A 16,107-nucleotide genomic window follows, 5' to 3' on the forward strand; every position below is an offset into this window, starting at 1 on the left:
AAGAAACTCCCAAGGAAAGGTTGTTACCATGCAGTTGCAAGACGTAGCCGTTCTCATCACCGGCGGTGGCTCCGGCCTCGGTGCCGCCACCGCCCGCGCTATGGCCGCCAAGGGCGCCAAAATCGGCGTGATCGACCAGAACAAGGAAAACGCCGAGAAGGTCGCCGCCGAAGTGAAGGGCGTTGCGCTCCACGCCGACGTCACGGACGAAGAGGCGATCAAGGCGGCGATCGCCAAGGCCGAAGCCGCGCACGGCATCGCGCGCGTCCTGATGAACTGCGCCGGCATCGGCGGCTCGCAGCGCACCGTCGGCAAGGACGGCGTCTATCCGCTGGCAAAGTTCGTCCGCATCATCAACGTCAATCTGATCGGCACCTTCAACGTGCTGCGCCTGTTCGCCGAGCGGCTCGCCACTGCGCCGACGATCGGTGAAGAGCGCGGCGTTGCCATCAACACCGCCTCCGTCGCGGCCTATGAAGGCCAGATCGGCCAGATCGCCTATTCTGCGTCGAAGGGCGGCGTCGTCGGCCTCACGCTGCCGGCCGCGCGCGACCTCGCCAGCCTGAAGATCCGCGTCAACACCATCGCGCCCGGCCTGTTCCTGACGCCGCTGCTGATGGGCCTGAACGAAGAGGCCCGCAAGAGCCTCGGCGCCCAGGTGCCGCATCCGGCCCGCCTCGGCGATGCTTCGGAGTACGGCAATCTCGCGGTCCACATCGTCGAGAACCCGATGCTCAACGGCGAGACCATCCGTCTCGACGGTGCCATCCGCATGGCGCCAAGGTAGGCACGCCCCATCGTCGTCCCCGCGAACGCGGGGACCCATACTCCGCGGCGGTTCTTGTTGCAGAAGGTCTCTGCCACCATGCCTCATCGATACGACACGGCGTATGGGTCCCGGCTCGCGCTTCGCTTGGCCGGGACGACGATGGATAGGAGATCCGCGTGACTCAACCGTTGCTGATCGAACATCACGACGGGGTCGACCGGGTCACACTCAATCGCCCGGACGCCCTCAACGCGCTCGATCCCAGTCTCATCGATGCACTCAACGCCTATTTCGAAGGCCTGCAGCGCAATCGTTCGACCCGAGTCGTGGTGCTGAAGGGCGCGGGCGCATCGTTCTGCGCCGGGCTCGACCTCAAACACGCAATGAAGCGCCGCGCCGGGCAGCAGGAGCCGCCCGGCGTGACCGAGTCGCTCGACTCGCAACGCCGCATTGCCGACATCGTGATGCTGATGCGGCGCTGCCCGCAGCCGATCATCGCGCTGATCCAGGGCGCCGCAGCCGGCGGCGGTTTTGCGCTGGCGCTCGCCGCGGATATCCGCATCGCCACCAAATCGGCGCGGATGAACTGCGCCTTTATCAAGCTCGGGCTCGGCGGCTGCGACATCGGCACCTCCTATTTCCTGCCACGCCTGGTTGGCGTCTCCGTCGCCTCCGAACTGATCCTGACCGGCCGTTTCATCGGCGCCGAACGTGCGCTCGCGGTGGGCCTCGTCTCCGAGGTCGTCGAGGAAGGCGGGCTTGACGCGGCGGCCGAGCCTTATGTCGATGCGATGATGACGGCCTCGCCGGTGGGGCTGCGGCTATCCAAGGAATGCCTCAATATGAGCGTCGACGCCGGCTCGATCGAGGCCGTGATCGCGATGGAGGACCGCAATCAGGTCCTGTGCAGCCGCTCCGAAGAATTCAACGAAGGCATCAGGGCCTTTCTTGAAAAACGAAAGCCTGTCTATATCAAGCGATGACGACAAGAACCGCAAAGGACTGAATTCCGGGAGACGCAAAATGAGTGGGAGTGCTGCCGCAGTGCTGACCAAGCTGGCCTTTCGCAAGATCGAATGGCTGGCGCGCGACATCGCGGTCGAGCGTCGTCCTGATGGCGTCATCATTCTGAAATCGCGCATCCCGCTGCAGCCTTACGAGAAGCATATTCCGGCGTCGCTTGCGAAATGGGCGAAGCAGGCGCCCGAGCGCATCTGGCTGGCGCAACGTGGCGGCGCGGATCGGCAATGGCGGAAGGTCTCCTACGGCGAAGCCAAGCGCATCGTCGACGGGCTGACGCAGGGGCTTCTCAACTTCGGCCTCGAAGACCGCCCCGTTGCGATCCTGTCAGGCAATTCGATCGAGCATGCGCTGATGACGCAGGCCGCGATGCAGGCGCGCTCTCCCGCTGCCCCGGTGTCGCCGGCCTATTCGCTGATGAGCCAGGATCATCTCAAGCTCAAATATCTCTTCGACCTGATCAAGCCTGCGGTCGTGATGGTGCAGGATGGGCCGACCTTCGAGAAGGCGCTGAAGGCTCTCGATCTCTCCGGCGTCACCGTCGTGCATGTGTTGCGGGCCTGCGAGGGCATCAAGAGCGTGTCCTTTGCCGATCTCGCGGCCTCGCCGGTGACGAGCGCGGTCGAGGAGTCGATTGCGAAAATTACGCCGAAGACTGTCGGCAAGCTGCTGTTCACATCCGGATCGACCGGCATGCCCAAGGCCGTCATCAACACGCAGGAAATGATGTGCGCCAATGCGGCGATGATGATGCAGGTGCGCCCGCGCGATCCGAACGGGCCGATTGCGACCGTGCTGGACTGGATGCCGTGGAATCACACCATGGGCGGCAATGCCGCGTTCCATCCGATCCTTGTCGATGGCGGCACGCTATATATCGACGACGGCCGGCCGATGCCTGGCCAGTTCGAAGAGACTATCCGTAATCTGCGCGAAGTGTCGCCGACCTATTATGCCAACGTGCCTGCCGGCTACGCGGCGCTTGCGGCTGCGATGGAGAAGGACGATGCGCTGTGCCGCAGCTTCTTCAAAAACCTCTCTATCATGGCCTATGGCGGCGCGCGGCTGCCTGACGATCTCTACGACCGCATGCAGGCGCTGGCGGTGCGCACCACCGGCGAACGCATCGTGTTCTACACCGGCTGGGGCTCGACCGAGACCGCGCCGACCTCGACCGGAACCTATTGGGATACGGAGCGCGTCGGCCTGATCGGCCTGCCGTTCCCCGGCGTCGAATTGAAGCTGGTGCCGTGCGGCTCGAAATACGAACTGCGCCTGCGCGGCATCAACGTCACGCCGGGTTATTTCGGCCAGCCCGATTTGACGACGAAGATGTTCGACGAGGAGGGGTTCTACTGCATCGGCGATGCCGGCGTGTTCGTCGATGAAAATGATCCGCTGCAGGGCATCATCTTCGCCGGCCGCGTGGTCGAGGACTTCAAGCTGACGACCGGCACCTTTGTGCATGTCGGCTCGCTGCGCACGGATGCGATTGCAGCCGCGACGCCTGTGGTGCACGACGCGCTGGTGGCCGGGCAGGACCGGGAATTCATCGGGCTATTGGCCTGGCCTAATCTGCACGCTTGCCGGCAGATGGTCGGCAATTCCGATGCGACGTTTGAGGACGTGGTCAAGCATCCCGAAGTGATCGCCTGCGTGAAGCGCGGGCTGGAAGCGCATAACGCATCCGCCACCGGCAGCAGCAAGCGGATTGCGCGGGCCATGCTGATGGCCGAGCCGCCCTCGATCGACGGCAACGAACTCACCGACAAGGGCTACATCAACCAGCGCGCCGGCCTCGAGCGCCGCGCTGCGCTGGTGGAGAGGCTTTACGCCGATAAGCCGGGAGACGACGTAATCATTTTGAACTGACCGTAGGATGGGTAGAGCGCAGCGAAACCCATCACTCGCAACCAAACAAAGGATGGGTATCGCTTCGCTCCACCCATCCTACGAGCCACCATCAACCCGAGTAACACGCCATGAACTTCGATTTCTCCGACGAACAAAAACAGATGCGCGACGAAGCGAGGAAGTTTCTCGCCGAAAAATGCCCGTCGAAAGCCGTGCGCGAGGTGCTCGACGGCAAGGCGCCGTATGACAAGGCGCTGTGGCAGGGGCTCGCCGAGATGGGTTTTCTCGGCGTCGCGATTCCGGAAGAATTCGGCGGCGCGGGTGCGGGCCATCTCGAACTCTGCGTGATCGCGGAAGAAATGGGCCGCGCGAATGCGCCGGTGCCGTTCTCTTCCACCGTCTATCTCGCCGCCGAGGCGCTGTTGCTGGCAGGCTCCGACGCGCAGAAGCAAAAATGGCTGCCGAAGATCGCCAGCGGCGAGGCGATCGGCACGCTGGCGCTGTTCGAAGGCAAGGGCAATCCGTCGCCGAAGGCGATCAAGCTGCAGGCCTCCGGCGGTACGCTCAGCGGCGTGAAGAAGCCGGTGCCGGATGGCGCGATCGCCGATTTCGCCGTGGTCGCCGCGCGCACCGGCTCCACGGGACGCGATTCCGACATCTCGCTATTCCTGGTCGACCTGAAGGCCGGCGGCGTCGAAGCCAAATCGCTGACCAATGTCGATCCGACACGCGGCCAGGCCGAACTCACCTTTGAGAACGCCAAGGCCGAACCGCTCGGTGCTGCCGGTGACGGCTGGAGCATCCTCACTCAAGTGCTCGACCGCGCGGCGGTGCTGCTGGCGTTCGAGCAGGTCGGCGGCTCCGATCGCGCGCTCGAAATGGGCCGCGACTATGCGCTGGATCGTATTGCCTTCGGCCGGCCGATCGGCTCGTTCCAGGCGGTCAAGCACATCCTCGCCGACATGTATGTCTCGGCGACGCTGGCGCGCTCGAATTGCTATTACGGCGCCTGGGCGCTCTCGACCAACGCGTCGGAATTGCCGGAAGCTGCCGCCGCCGCGCGCATCAGCGCGACGCAGGCGTTCCAGCACTGCTCCAAGAACAACATCCAGGTTCACGGCGGCATGGGCTTCACCTGGGAGTTCGACTGCCACATGTACTACCGCCGCGCCAACACGACCGCGCTGACGCTCGGCAGCCTGTCGTACTGGGAAGATCAGCTGATCGATCGCATGCGCAAGAAGAACGCGGCGTAACGCAACAAATGCTGTCGTCCCCGCGAACGCGGGGACCCATACGCCGGGAAGTTTCGATTGGATGACGATGCGAGAGCCCGGGTTAAATTTTGTAGGTTGGTGGTTATGGGTCCCTGCGTTCGCAGGGACGACAGCGGAATTTGAAGGACTACGCTCATGAACTTCGACGACACCCCGCAGGAAGCCGCGTTCCGCACTGAGGCCAAGGCGTGGATATCAGCCAACGCGCCGAAGCAATACGAGGAGGAACTTCGAAAGTCCTCGCTCGGCCGTACCGTGCTGAAGGGGGCCAACATTCTCGAGGTCGCAAAGGCCTGGCAAAAGAAGAAGGCCGATGCCGGCTGGGCCTGCCTGCACTGGCCGAAGGAATATGGTGGCCGAGGATCGTCGCCGATCGAGCGCGTGATCTGGCAGCAGGAAGAGGGTCCGTTCGGCAAACTTAGCGGCATGTTCATCATCGGCCACGGCATGTGCGGGCCGACCATGATGGCGTTCGCCGGCGAGGAGCAGAAGCGAAAGTACCTGCCGCCGCTGGCCTCGGGCGAGAAGGTCTGGTGTCAGTTGTTCTCCGAACCCGCCGGCGGTTCCGACGTGGCGGGCCTGCGCACCCGCGCCGAGAAGAGGGGCGACGACTGGATCATCAACGGCCAGAAGATCTGGACCTCGGGGGCGCATTACTCTGATTACGGCATCCTGCTCACCCGCACCGATCCCAACGTCGCCAAGCACAAGGGCCTCACGATGTTCTTCCTGGACATGAAGAGCCCGGGCGTCGAGGTGCGGCCGATCAAGCAGGCCAGCGGCCAGTCCGACTTCAACGAGGTCTACTTCACCGATGTGAAGATTCCGGATTCACAGCGGCTCGGTGCGGTCAACGACGGCTGGAATGTCTCGCTGACCACGCTGATGAACGAGCGCATGTCGATCGGCGCCGGCGTTTCGACCGGCTTTCCGGAATTGTTCGAGTTCTGCAACAGCCTGATGCTGGACGATGGTCCTGCGATCGAGGACCGCAACGTTCGCTCGAAGCTTGCGAACTATGCGGTGAAGGCGAGCGGCCTGAGATACACCAGCATGCGCGCGATCTCGGCGCTGTCGAAGGGCGAGCGTCCGGGTCCGGAGAACTCCATCGGGAAGCTGGTGGCAGGCTCGATGGTTCAGGAGGTCGCGATGTATGCGCTCGACCTGCAGGGCGCCGCCGGCGTGCTGAGCGGGCCTGAAGACGCCGAAGTCGCCGGCAAATTCCAGGCGATGCTGCTGCGCGCGCCGGGCACCCGCGTCGAGGGCGGCACGGATGAGATCATGCGCAACATCATTGCCGAGCGCGTGCTCGGTCTGCCCGGCGACATCAGGGTCGACAAGGACGTGCCGTTCAACAAGATCCCGACCAAGGGCCGGGCGTAAACAGATTTGTAGGGTGGGCAACGCGCATGCGTTGCCCACCGCGTCACACTCAAATGGTGGGCTCGTTTCGCTTAGCCCACCCTACGCAGAACAAAAAAGGAAGCCGCCATGAACTTCGACGATACCCCGCAGGAAGCTGAATTCCGCGCCACCGCCCGCAAATGGATCGAGGCCAACGCGCCGAAGAAATATGAGGCGGAGCTTTCCAAATCCTCGCTCGGCCGTATCCGGCTGGAGAAGGAAGAGATCGTCGACGTCGGCAAGGCCTGGCAGAAGAAGAAGGCCGAAGGCGGCTGGGCCTGCCTGCACTGGCCGAAGGAATATGGCGGCCGCGGTGCGACCCCGATCGAGAAGGTGATCTGGCAGCAGGAAGAGGGCGTCTACGGCAAGCTGACGCAGCCGTTCCAGATCGGCGAAGGCATGTGCGGCCCGACCGTGATGGCGTTCGGCAGCGAGGAGCACAAGCGCCACTATCTGCCAAAACTCGCGTCCGGCGAACATATCTGGTGCCAGTTGTTCTCCGAGCCAGCCGGCGGCTCCGACGTGGCGGGGCTACGCACGCGGGCGGAAAAGAAAGGCGACAACTGGATCGTCAACGGCCAGAAGATCTGGACCTCAGGCGCGCATTATTCCGACTACGGCCTTCTGATCACGCGCACCGATCCCAACGTACCCAAGCACAAGGGCCTGACGATGTTCTTCCTCGACATGAAGAGCAAGGGGGTCGAGGTGCGGCCGATCAAGCAGGCCAACGGCATGCAGGAATTCAATGAGGTCTATTTCACCGATGTCGTGATTCCCGATCACCAGCGCCTCGGCGCCGTCGGCGACGGCTGGAACGTGTCGTTGACCACGCTGATGAACGAGCGCATGTCGATCGGCTCGCGGCTCGCGACAGGTTTTCCCGAAATGTTCGAGTTCTGCTCCAACCTGATGACCGATGACGGGCTCGCGATCGACGATCCCGCCACGCGTTCGAAGCTTGCGAACTGGGCGGTGAAGGCGAGCGGGCTGAAATACACCAGCTACCGCGCTATCTCCTCGCTATCGAAGGGCGAGCGGCCGGGCCCCGAAAATTCCATCGGCAAGCTGGTCTCTGGCTCGATGCTGCAGGACATCGCAACCTATGCGATGGATCTGCAGGGTGCGGCCGGTGAGCTCTCCGGCGCCGACGAGCAAGAGGCGAGCGGCCAGTTCCAGCAGATGCTGCTCTCGTCACCCTCGATGCGCATCGCCGGCGGCACCGACGAAATCCTGCGCAACATCATCGCCGAGCGTGTGCTGGGCCTGCCCGGCGATATCCGCGTCGACAAGGACGTGCCGTTCAACAAGATCCCGACCAAAGGGCGGTAGTCTCGTGTCCCGGACGCGGTGCAGCGTGTAACGTTGCACCGCAGAGCCGGGACCTATTCCTCGATAGGCCCCGGCTCTGCAGCGCACCGCTTTGCGCTGCGTTGCGTCCGGGGCACGAAAGTGAGCAAGGCAATGGACGCTACCGTGAACCAAAACGATCGTATCGGCGTGCTCGAGGAGCTCCTGAACGAGCGCTATTCCGTTCGCGCCTTCCTGCCGCAGGAGGTGCCGCGCGAGACCATCGAGCACGTTCTGAGCGTATCGCAACGCACGGCGTCATGGTGCAACAGCCAGCCCTGGCAGGTGCTGATCGCCAGCGGCGAAGCCAAGGAAAAATTTCGCCAGGCGATCTACGCCGAGGCCGCCTCCGGCGCCAAGGACGATCACGACTTCACGCCGCCGCGCGAATATCTCGGCGTCTATCTCGAACGCCGCCGCGAGAGCGGTTTTCAGCTCTACAACACGCTCGGCATCGCGCGCGGCGACAAGATGGCCTACGCGAAGCAGGCGCTGGAGAACTACAATTTCTTCGGCGCGCCGCATGTCGCGATTATCCACACTGACGAGCCGCTCGGCATCTACGGCGCGATCGATTGCGGCGCCTATGTCTCTAATTTCATGCTGGCGGCGCAGGCGCTCGGCCTCGGTACCATTCCGCAGGCGGCGCTGGCGCGGCATTCCGGACTGATCCGGCGGCACTTCAAGCTCGCCGACGATCGCCGCGTGGTTTGCGGTATTTCGTTCGGCTATGCCGACCACGCCCACAAGGTGAACAGCTACCGCACCTCGCGGGCGAGCGTTGGCGATACCGTCACGTTTGTTGACTGAACCGAAAGCAAAAATGCTCCAGACCGTGGAGCGTTAGGCGAGTATTCAGCGGTACGGCGCCGCATGGCTTGATCCTTCCCCGTGTTCCAGAACGTCGCCAAACGCCTGGAACACAGAAGAATCAACGTCATGCGCCTCGTCTGCAAACATTAAACCGGACAGCCGCGGGCTTGACCCGGGCAGCCATCGGCTTCAAAGCAGGCTGCCATCTTTTCGATGGATTGCAGGGTCATCCCCGATCAGGTCGGGGACAGGTGCCCGGCAATGACGAGATGGAAAACGGAAGGCCTCCAATGAAATTTGGACCCGCAAAGCACTTCATCGCGCTCCTGCTGGCAGCCCCATTGCTCACCGGTTGCCTCGAACGCGGCCAGCCGACCATGGTCGACACCAGCGCCGACGACGACGCATTCTGCCGCGCCAATAATGTCGCCGTGGGTTCAAACGATTATGTCAATTGCCGCAAGAACCGCGACGTGCAGCGTGGCAATGCCAATGCCCGCGCCGACCGTTCCCAGCGCAATCTCGCCGAGCAGATGCTGAACAATCCGACCAGGCCGTGACCGGGAGGCCATCATGAATGAAGACGTCTTCAATGCCAGCCTGCGCGGCTTCCTCAAGAAGGTCGGCATCACCTCGCAGCGCGAGATCGAAAAAGCCGTGCGCGACGCCATCGAGGCCGGCAAGCTCAAGGGCAATGAGAAGCTGCCGGCGAAGATGGTGCTGACCATCGGCGGCGTCAGCCTCTCGCATGAGGTTAACGACGAGATCGAGCTGAGTTAAGCGCGACCGTCATCACCCGCGAAGGCGGGTGATCCAGTATCCAGAGAAATCAGTTTTGAATCGATAGGCCGAGGCGTACTGGATGCCCCGCCTTCGCGGGGCAGGTGCGCCGGATTGCGCTTGTCAGGTCACCGTAGACACTGGATACTGAGCGGGTGAGTGATTTCATTACTGGAAGCGGGCCGACGAAAGAAGCCAAGGTCGAGCGACGATTCAAGCCAAGACAATTCGAGCTAGTTTGCGTTCGCGTAGCGGGTGAGTCCAATGAGCTTGGAGGTAGCCACCAGGGATGTACCACGAGCGCACTTGCCTGTGGCATGGTCGCCGTGGCTCATCTCAATCTCAGTCGCGATCGTTTTTTTCCTCGCAGCGCGCCTTAGCCTCGCTTTGCTCGACAAGACCGACGGCATCGCGGTGTTCTGGCCGGCAGCGGGCGTAGCTACCGGATTCCTGGTAGCGTTCGGTTCGACCGTACGGTGGCCGGTCGTAATCGGCGTGGTCGCTGCCACTTTCGCGGCCAATCTGCTCGGCGATCGTAATCTTGCCAGCTCTACGGCTTTTGCCGTGGCCAATGCCGGTAGTCCTGTCATTGCTGCAGAGCTCATCCAGCGATTCTATGGCGCGCCATTTGAACTCAATGAGCTGCGCCGTGTCTTTGGACTGTTCAGCGCCGCGATAATTGCAGCCATTGTCTGCGGCTGCGTGGGCGCGGTTGGATTTGCGTTCTTTCATCCCTCAGCCTCGTCCGTCACGACGATATGGCGTCACTGGGTCGTTACCGAGACGCTGGGCAGCATTACAGTCGCGCCGCTTGTGATCGGGCTTGCGTCATTCTTGCGGAGCGCTCCGCCAAGGCGCGAAATTGTGGAGGGGACCTTCGCGCTCGCGATCGTGGGTACACTGTGTTTACTCCTGGTCATTCTGCCGCATGAGCCGTGGACACTCGAACTGTCGATTGCCTCATTTTGTCGGCTGTTCGTGTGGATCGCCGCCCGCGTTCGCCCTGCCTTTACGGCTGTCGCAACGTTCATGTGTGCAATCACGATTGTGTGGACCACAATATTTGCCGTTGGCCTCTTCGGCGATACGCGTTTGCCGCTTGAGGAGCGCATCCTGTCTGCTCAGGCGACCATTCTGGCCACTTCGTTCGGGGCGCTTGTTCTGGCCGCGCTGTTCAGCGAGCGACGGACATACGAACTCGCTCTGCTCGAAAGGGAACGGCGGCTGCAAGAAGCGCTTCGTGCTGGTGGTGTGATAACCTTTGATTGGGATCTTCGCATTGGCCTGATACAGCTGAGCCAGAATGCGGCCGAAATCCTGGGTCTGGGCCCGAAGCAATCACTCAGCAGCGCGGAATGGGTGAAACAAATCCATCCTGATGATCGCCCGTCGGTCACTACTCGCTTGAACATCGCCGGTCTGGACGAGCGCTCACATTCGACGACGTTCCGATTTCTGCGACCGGATGGACGCGGCGAAGTGTGGCTGGAGCAAGTTGCAGTTACGCGCTTTGACTCAGCGGGAAGGCCCACACGCATCAATGGGCTGACGACTGACGTCACGGAGCGGAAGCGATTTGAAGGAGAAGTTTCCCGCGCCTGGAAATCAGCGGCATTGGCAGATCAGGCAAAAACCAGCTTCCTGTCTGCCGCCAGCCATGACCTGCGACAGCCGCTGCAAACGCTGAGATTCCTGCAAGAGGCACTCGGGCCGCACCTCACGGATGGGGAGGGACGCAATCTAGTCGGCGGAATAGCGCGATCTCTTGATACCATGTCCAGCATTCTGTCTAGCCTGCTCGATGTCAATCGCCTGGAGGCCGGGAATCTCCGGCCATCCAAGCGCGACTTCGCGATCAATGAAGTGTTTGATTCGCTGGCAGCCGATTTCCTCGATTCCGTCGCTGAGAAGGGGGTTAGATGGCGCGTGGTCCGTTCGAAACTCCTGGTTCGTAGCGACAAGGGAATGCTCGAAGTCATGTTACGCAATTTGCTGTCGAACGCTGGGCGATATACGGATCGTGGAACGATTCTTCTGGGGTGCCGACGCGCGGGTGACAGAATTCGAATCGAGGTCTGGGATAGCGGGATCGGCATCTCGCAGGATCAACTGCCTCATATATTTCAGGAGTACTATCAGGGTCCGCTTGGTGCGGAGCGCGGCGGCTTCGGATTAGGTCTGGCCATCGTCAGGCGTATAGGGAAGATACTGGACCACAGCATCGATGTGCGTTCTACCCCCGGTAGGGGCACCGTGTTTTCGATTGAGGTTCCGCGCGGAGACTCAAACCGCGATACGATGGAAAGAGCGCAGACGCCGAGATTCCAGAAGGGGGACTTACCCGACACCATCCTTGTCGTTGAGGACGAGAAGGGTGTCCGGGCCTCGCTAAGTCGCCTGCTGAAAACGAAAGGCATGGACGCGATCCTGGTCGCCACGGCGGATGACGCGCTAGCGCTAATCAACCGGCATGAGATCCGTCCAGACTTCCTGATATGCGATTACAATCTCCGCGGATCGGCCAACGGCGTTGATACTGTTAATGCTCTGCGCGCAGCGCTTGCCTGGAGTATCCCGGCCATTGTCATGACTGGCGACATCCGGTCGGAGGTCGTTGACAGGGTTGCTGCACAGGGCATTTCTGTCCTGATCAAACCATTCGTAGCGGACGATCTGTTGCAGCACATTGCGCGGCTTCACCGGGGATCCAGTCCCGGCAATACAGCTGGCCCGGCTCCGCCAAACAAAAACGCGACGGAATGAACCGCCGCGTTCGAAATAGCTCAGCCGAAGCCACCGGAAACCCTACTCCTCCTCGTCGTCCTGCTTCTTGCCGCCGATCGTGAGACCTGCGTCCGGTTTCCCGGCTATCTTTTCTCAACGGTCATACCGCCGAAGAAAGAAGGCCGCACCGACAAGGTCAAAGGCCTGGTGCTGCGAACGGAGTTCTTGAAGAAGGCGTGAGCTGTCTCGGCTCACCCGATTGTCCTTCGCAAATCCATCTTCGAATCGATGCTATACGAGCGGCATGGAACAACTTGCTATCAAGCTGCTGGGGTTTGCGGCCGCCGCGTGCACGACCCTCGCTTATGCACCGCAGTTCGTGAAAGTCTGGAGAACCCGCTCCACCGAAGACATTTCGCTTGGAATGTTCCTCGTCATGGTGCTCGGCATCCTGCTTTGGCTGTTGTACGGCCTGCTTTCCGGAGATGCGCCGCTGATCGTTGCGAATGCGGTTACGATCGTCCTGGCCGGTGGGATTCTCTGGATGAAGCTGAAGTACGGTTGAAGCGCAGCCGGCAAACAAAAACGCGGCAGGTTGCCCTGCCGCGTTCGAAATTCAGCAACCCGAATATGAGAAGCCTTTACTCCTCGTCCTCGTCCTGCTTTTTCCCGCCGATCGTCTTCAGCTTGGCGAACACGGCGTCGACGTTGAGGTCGTCTTCCGTCTTCTCGCTCGGCTCGAATTCCGGCTCCTTCTTCGTGGTCTCGGAGGCCGGCAGCAGCGTCGCGCCGCCGTAGGCTGCAGGCACCGGCTTTTCCTTGGCCGCGCGCTGCACCTCGAAATCGAGCTCGATCTGCGAGCAGAGGCCGAGCGTCACCGGGTCCATCGGGGTCAGGGTAGAAGCGTTCCAATGGGTGCGGTCGCGGACGCTCGCGATGGTGGTCTTGGTGGTGCCGACCAGGCGCATGATCTGCGCGTCCTTCAACTCGGGGTGGTTGCGGACCAGCCACAGGATCGCGCTCGGCCGCTCGTGGCGGCGCGACACCGGGGTGTAGCGCGGGCCCTTCTTCTTGGCGGCCGGCGGCAGGACAACCTTGCTCTCGCCGAGCCTGAGGCGGTAATTCGGGTCTTTTTCGCCCCTTTCGATCTCGTCCCGGGTCAATTGTCCCGTCGAAATCGGGTCCATGCCCTTGATGCCCTGGGCGGCGTCGCCGTCGGCGATGGCGCGGACCTCAAGGGGGTGCATTTTGGTGAAATCGGCCACCTGGTCGAAGGTCAGTGCAGTATTGTCAACCAGCCACACGGCAGTCGCTTTTGGCATCAGCGGTGCATTGCTCATGGCAAATCTCCTTTGTGCCTCGCCCACCTCTTTTGGAGGCGAAGCCTATGGTCATCGGTGATGACGGGAATTACGGCGCTATATACGCCTTCCCGGGGTATTGGCGCAATGGTCTGCTAAAGTGCCTTGACAGAGCCCGAAAGCAGTCCCAAGTCCTTATGCGAATTGGCCGTTCCCAGCCCGCCGGCTAGGGGTGATTCGGTCCCCGAGATAGCCCTGATGCCAGCGAAACCAGACCTCAGAATCGTGCTTTGTTCTCCCCGTGGCTTCTGCGCCGGGGTGGTGCGGGCCATCGATACCGTCGAACGGGCGCTCGCCATCTATGGCGCCCCCGTCTATGTCCGTCACGAGATCGTGCACAATCGCTACGTGGTCGACAGCCTGAAGACCAAGGGCGCGATCTTCGTCGAGGAACTCGCCGAAATCCCTGATAATACCAACGCCCCGGTGGTGTTCTCGGCCCATGGGGTTCCCAAATCGGTTCCGGCCGACGCCCGCGCCCGCAATTTCTTTTCGCTGGACGCGACCTGTCCGCTGGTGACGAAAGTGCACCGCGAGGCGGCGATCCACTTCAAGCGCGGCCGCGAAATCCTCCTGATCGGGCATTCCCACCACCCCGAGGTGGTCGGCACGCTTGGTCAGTTGCCGGCCGGCGCGGTGACGCTGATCGAGACCGCGGAAGACGCCAAGACTTTCACGCCGAAGAATCCGGACAACCTCGCCTTCGTGACCCAGACGACGCTGTCGATCGACGACACCGCCGAGATCGTCGCCCTGCTCAAGGAGCGTTTCCCGAACATCAACGGGCCGCACAAGGAAGACATCTGCTACGCCACCACCAACCGCCAGCTCGCGGTGAAGAAGGTGGCGCCGGTGGTCGATGCGCTGATCGTGGTCGGCGCGCCGAACTCGTCGAACTCGCAGCGGCTGCGCGAAGTCGCCGAGCGCGAGGGCTGCCCGGTCTCGGTGCTGGCGCAGCGTGCCTCGGATCTCGACTGGTCGCGCTTTGAGGGCATCAAGAGCCTCGGCATCACGGCGGGCGCATCCGCGCCGGAAGTGATCGTCGAGGAAATCATGGGCGCCTTCGCCGAGCGCTTCGAATTGCATGTGGAGACGGTCTCGGCCGCGGAAGAAAACGAGTTCTTCCCGCTGCCGCGTTCGCTGCGACCCGACGCCGCCTGAGGTTCTTCATGGCGGTTTACACCGACGTCGCCGCCGAAGACCTCGCGGAGTTCATGAAAGGCTACGACATCGGCGAATTGCTCTCCTACAAGGGCATCGCCGAGGGCGTCGAGAATTCCAACTTCCTGGTGCATACCAGCAAGGGCGCCTTCATCCTCACGCTCTATGAAAAGCGCGTGGCGGTGGACGACTTGCCGTACTTCCTGTCGCTGATGGCGCATCTGGCCGAGCGCGGCGTACGCTGTCCACAGCCGGCCCGGAGTCGCAAGGGCGAGGTCTACAGCGAACTGGCCGGGCGCCCCGCGGCGATCATCAACTTCCTCGAAGGCGTGTGGCCGCGCCGGCCCAATGCCGCGCATTGCACCGGCGTCGGCGAAGCGCTCGCGAAAATGCATCTGGCGGGACGGGATTTTCCAATGTTCCGCAAGAACCCGCTGTCGGTCGAGGGCTGGCGGCCATTGTTCGATCTCGCCGCGCCGCGTGCGGATAGCGTTGCGCCCGGCTTGCAGGATTTTATCGCGCGCGAGCTCGATCACCTCGAAGCGAGCTGGCCGAAAGATCTGCCGCCCGGCGTCATCCATGCCGATCTGTTTCCCGACAACGTGTTCTTCCTCAGCGACAGGCTGTCGGGGCTGATCGACTTCCCGTTTTCCTGCAACGACATGCTGGCCTACGACGTCGCGATCTGCCTGAACGCGTGGTGCTTCGAGCCGGATCATTCCTTCAACGTCACCAAGGCCCGCGCACTGCTCAATGCCTATGGCCGCGAGCGCCAATTGTCTGATACCGAGCAGGAGGCGCTGCCGCTGCTGGCACGCGGCGCGGCGCTGCGTTTCCTGCTGACGCGGCTGGTCGATTTCCTCAACGTGCCGCCGGGCGCGCTGGTGAAGCCAAAGGATCCGCTGGAATATGTTCGCAAGCTGCGCTTCCACCAGAACGTCGCGAGCGTGCGCGATTACGGCCTGACCCAGCCGGGATGCGTCGCTTGAGCGAATTGCCTCACGTGACGGTCTTCACCGACGGCGCCTGCTCGGGCAATCCCGGCCCCGGCGGCTGGGGCGCGATCCTGAGATTCGGCGACAAAGAGAAAGAACTGAAGGGCGGCGAGGCCCACACCACCAACAACCGCATGGAGCTGATGGCGGCGATCTCGGCGTTGGAAGCGCTGAAGAAGCCGTGCGTGGTCGACCTCAGCACCGACAGCCAGTACGTACGCCAGGGCATCACCGGCTGGATCCACGGCTGGAAGCGGAACGGCTGGCGCACCGCCGACAAGAAGCCGGTCAAGAATGTTGAACTATGGCAGCGGCTCGATGCGGCGCTGAAGCCGCATCAGGTGCGCTGGCACTGGATCAAGGGCCACGCCGGCCACGCCGAAAACGAGCGCGCCGATCAATTGGCGCGCGAGGGCGTAGCGATGGCGAGGTTGAAGCAGACGGTGGGGAAATAGCTGGCTCTTCCCCTCTCCCCTTGTGGGAGAGGGTGGATCGAATGAGCGCAGCTCATTCGAGACGGGTGAGGGGTTCTATCCGCAAACACCGCTTGCGCGGAGACAGACCCCTCATCCGGCGGACTGCGTCCGCCACCTTCTCCC

Annotated in this window: 15 protein-coding genes; 14 read left to right on the top strand and 1 reads right to left on the bottom strand. The window is 62.3% G+C overall.

Annotated features, from left to right (window positions below; translation table 11 throughout):
- The first annotated feature begins 28 nt into the window (after window positions 1–28).
- The 11 genes from IVB22_RS09875 (at window position 29) to IVB22_RS09925 (ending at window position 12,556) form a co-directional block, all read left to right on the top strand.
- Window positions 29–787 (top strand): SDR family NAD(P)-dependent oxidoreductase, encoded by a 759-nt coding sequence (locus IVB22_RS09875; RefSeq protein WP_247517144.1) that lies wholly within the window; start codon window positions 29–31, stop codon window positions 785–787.
- Window positions 788–945: 158 nt separating this feature from the next.
- A complete protein-coding gene (locus IVB22_RS09880) occupies window positions 946–1,752 on the top strand; it encodes an enoyl-CoA hydratase/isomerase family protein (protein ID WP_247517145.1) in 807 nt (268 codons plus the stop codon).
- Window positions 1,753–1,792: 40 nt separating this feature from the next.
- The gene (locus IVB22_RS09885) at window positions 1,793–3,661 is read left to right on the top strand and encodes an AMP-binding protein (protein WP_247517146.1); all 1,869 of its coding nucleotides are present in this window, start codon (window positions 1,793–1,795) and stop codon (window positions 3,659–3,661) included.
- A 110-nt stretch (window positions 3,662–3,771) separates the two neighbouring features.
- Window positions 3,772–4,899, top strand: a complete 1,128-nt coding sequence (locus IVB22_RS09890; RefSeq protein ID WP_247517147.1) for an acyl-CoA dehydrogenase family protein — start codon at window positions 3,772–3,774, stop codon at window positions 4,897–4,899.
- Window positions 4,900–5,055: 156 nt separating this feature from the next.
- Window positions 5,056–6,303, top strand: coding sequence for an acyl-CoA dehydrogenase (locus IVB22_RS09895; protein ID WP_247517148.1), 1,248 nt, complete (start codon window positions 5,056–5,058; stop codon window positions 6,301–6,303).
- 108 nt (window positions 6,304–6,411) lie between these two features.
- Window positions 6,412–7,656 (top strand): acyl-CoA dehydrogenase, encoded by a 1,245-nt coding sequence (locus IVB22_RS09900; protein WP_247517149.1) that lies wholly within the window; start codon window positions 6,412–6,414, stop codon window positions 7,654–7,656.
- 132 nt (window positions 7,657–7,788) lie between these two features.
- Entirely contained in the window at window positions 7,789–8,484 is a 696-nt protein-coding gene (locus IVB22_RS09905; protein WP_247517150.1) for a nitroreductase, read from the top strand.
- 293 nt (window positions 8,485–8,777) lie between these two features.
- On the top strand, window positions 8,778–9,047 hold the full coding sequence (locus tag IVB22_RS09910; RefSeq protein ID WP_374207499.1) for a hypothetical protein: 270 nt from the start codon (window positions 8,778–8,780) through the stop codon (window positions 9,045–9,047).
- A gap of 13 nt (window positions 9,048–9,060) precedes the next feature.
- Complete coding sequence (locus tag IVB22_RS09915; protein WP_247517151.1) at window positions 9,061–9,267, top strand: DUF6494 family protein; 207 nt, start codon at window positions 9,061–9,063, stop codon at window positions 9,265–9,267.
- Between the two features lie 264 nt (window positions 9,268–9,531).
- Entirely contained in the window at window positions 9,532–12,030 is a 2,499-nt protein-coding gene (locus tag IVB22_RS09920) for an MASE1 domain-containing protein (RefSeq protein ID WP_247517152.1), read from the top strand.
- A 265-nt stretch (window positions 12,031–12,295) separates the two neighbouring features.
- On the top strand, window positions 12,296–12,556 hold the full coding sequence (locus IVB22_RS09925) for a SemiSWEET transporter (protein ID WP_247517153.1): 261 nt from the start codon (window positions 12,296–12,298) through the stop codon (window positions 12,554–12,556).
- A gap of 76 nt (window positions 12,557–12,632) precedes the next feature.
- Here IVB22_RS09925 and IVB22_RS09930 read toward each other — a convergent pair whose 3' ends face one another.
- The gene (locus tag IVB22_RS09930) at window positions 12,633–13,331 is read right to left on the bottom strand and encodes a DUF1013 domain-containing protein (RefSeq protein ID WP_247517154.1); all 699 of its coding nucleotides are present in this window, start codon (window positions 13,329–13,331) and stop codon (window positions 12,633–12,635) included.
- Between the two features lie 219 nt (window positions 13,332–13,550).
- Between IVB22_RS09930 and ispH the strand changes: the two genes are divergently transcribed.
- Genes ispH through rnhA form a run of 3 tightly spaced genes read left to right on the top strand, consistent with a single transcriptional unit; the run spans window position 13,551 to window position 15,963 of the window.
- The gene (gene ispH / locus IVB22_RS09935) at window positions 13,551–14,513 is read left to right on the top strand and encodes a 4-hydroxy-3-methylbut-2-enyl diphosphate reductase (protein ID WP_247517155.1); all 963 of its coding nucleotides are present in this window, start codon (window positions 13,551–13,553) and stop codon (window positions 14,511–14,513) included.
- A gap of 8 nt (window positions 14,514–14,521) precedes the next feature.
- Complete coding sequence (locus tag IVB22_RS09940) at window positions 14,522–15,502, top strand: homoserine kinase (RefSeq protein ID WP_247517156.1); 981 nt, start codon at window positions 14,522–14,524, stop codon at window positions 15,500–15,502.
- On the top strand, window positions 15,499–15,963 hold the full coding sequence (rnhA, locus tag IVB22_RS09945; protein WP_247517157.1) for a ribonuclease HI: 465 nt from the start codon (window positions 15,499–15,501) through the stop codon (window positions 15,961–15,963). Before IVB22_RS09940 ends, rnhA begins: the two co-directional genes overlap by 4 nt.
- Window positions 15,964–16,107 lie beyond the last annotated feature (144 nt).

It is taken from the genome of Bradyrhizobium sp. 190 (assembly GCF_023073415.1).
GTDB lineage: Bacteria > Pseudomonadota > Alphaproteobacteria > Rhizobiales > Xanthobacteraceae > Bradyrhizobium.

Coding starts and splice junctions, on each gene's coding strand:
- IVB22_RS09875 (WP_247517144.1), top strand. CDS start 29: ATGCAGTTGCAAGACGTAGCCGTTCTCATCACCGGCGGTGGCTCCGGC.
- IVB22_RS09885 (WP_247517146.1), top strand. CDS start 1,793: ATGAGTGGGAGTGCTGCCGCAGTGCTGACCAAGCTGGCCTTTCGCAAG.
- IVB22_RS09890 (WP_247517147.1), top strand. CDS start 3,772: ATGAACTTCGATTTCTCCGACGAACAAAAACAGATGCGCGACGAAGCG.
- IVB22_RS09895 (WP_247517148.1), top strand. CDS start 5,056: ATGAACTTCGACGACACCCCGCAGGAAGCCGCGTTCCGCACTGAGGCC.
- IVB22_RS09900 (WP_247517149.1), top strand. CDS start 6,412: ATGAACTTCGACGATACCCCGCAGGAAGCTGAATTCCGCGCCACCGCC.
- IVB22_RS09905 (WP_247517150.1), top strand. CDS start 7,789: ATGGACGCTACCGTGAACCAAAACGATCGTATCGGCGTGCTCGAGGAG.
- IVB22_RS09910 (WP_374207499.1), top strand. CDS start 8,778: ATGAAATTTGGACCCGCAAAGCACTTCATCGCGCTCCTGCTGGCAGCC.
- IVB22_RS09915 (WP_247517151.1), top strand. CDS start 9,061: ATGAATGAAGACGTCTTCAATGCCAGCCTGCGCGGCTTCCTCAAGAAG.
- IVB22_RS09920 (WP_247517152.1), top strand. CDS start 9,532: ATGAGCTTGGAGGTAGCCACCAGGGATGTACCACGAGCGCACTTGCCT.
- IVB22_RS09925 (WP_247517153.1), top strand. CDS start 12,296: ATGGAACAACTTGCTATCAAGCTGCTGGGGTTTGCGGCCGCCGCGTGC.
- IVB22_RS09930 (WP_247517154.1), bottom strand. CDS start 13,331: ATGAGCAATGCACCGCTGATGCCAAAAGCGACTGCCGTGTGGCTGGTT.
- ispH (WP_247517155.1), top strand. CDS start 13,551: ATGCCAGCGAAACCAGACCTCAGAATCGTGCTTTGTTCTCCCCGTGGC.
- IVB22_RS09940 (WP_247517156.1), top strand. CDS start 14,522: ATGGCGGTTTACACCGACGTCGCCGCCGAAGACCTCGCGGAGTTCATG.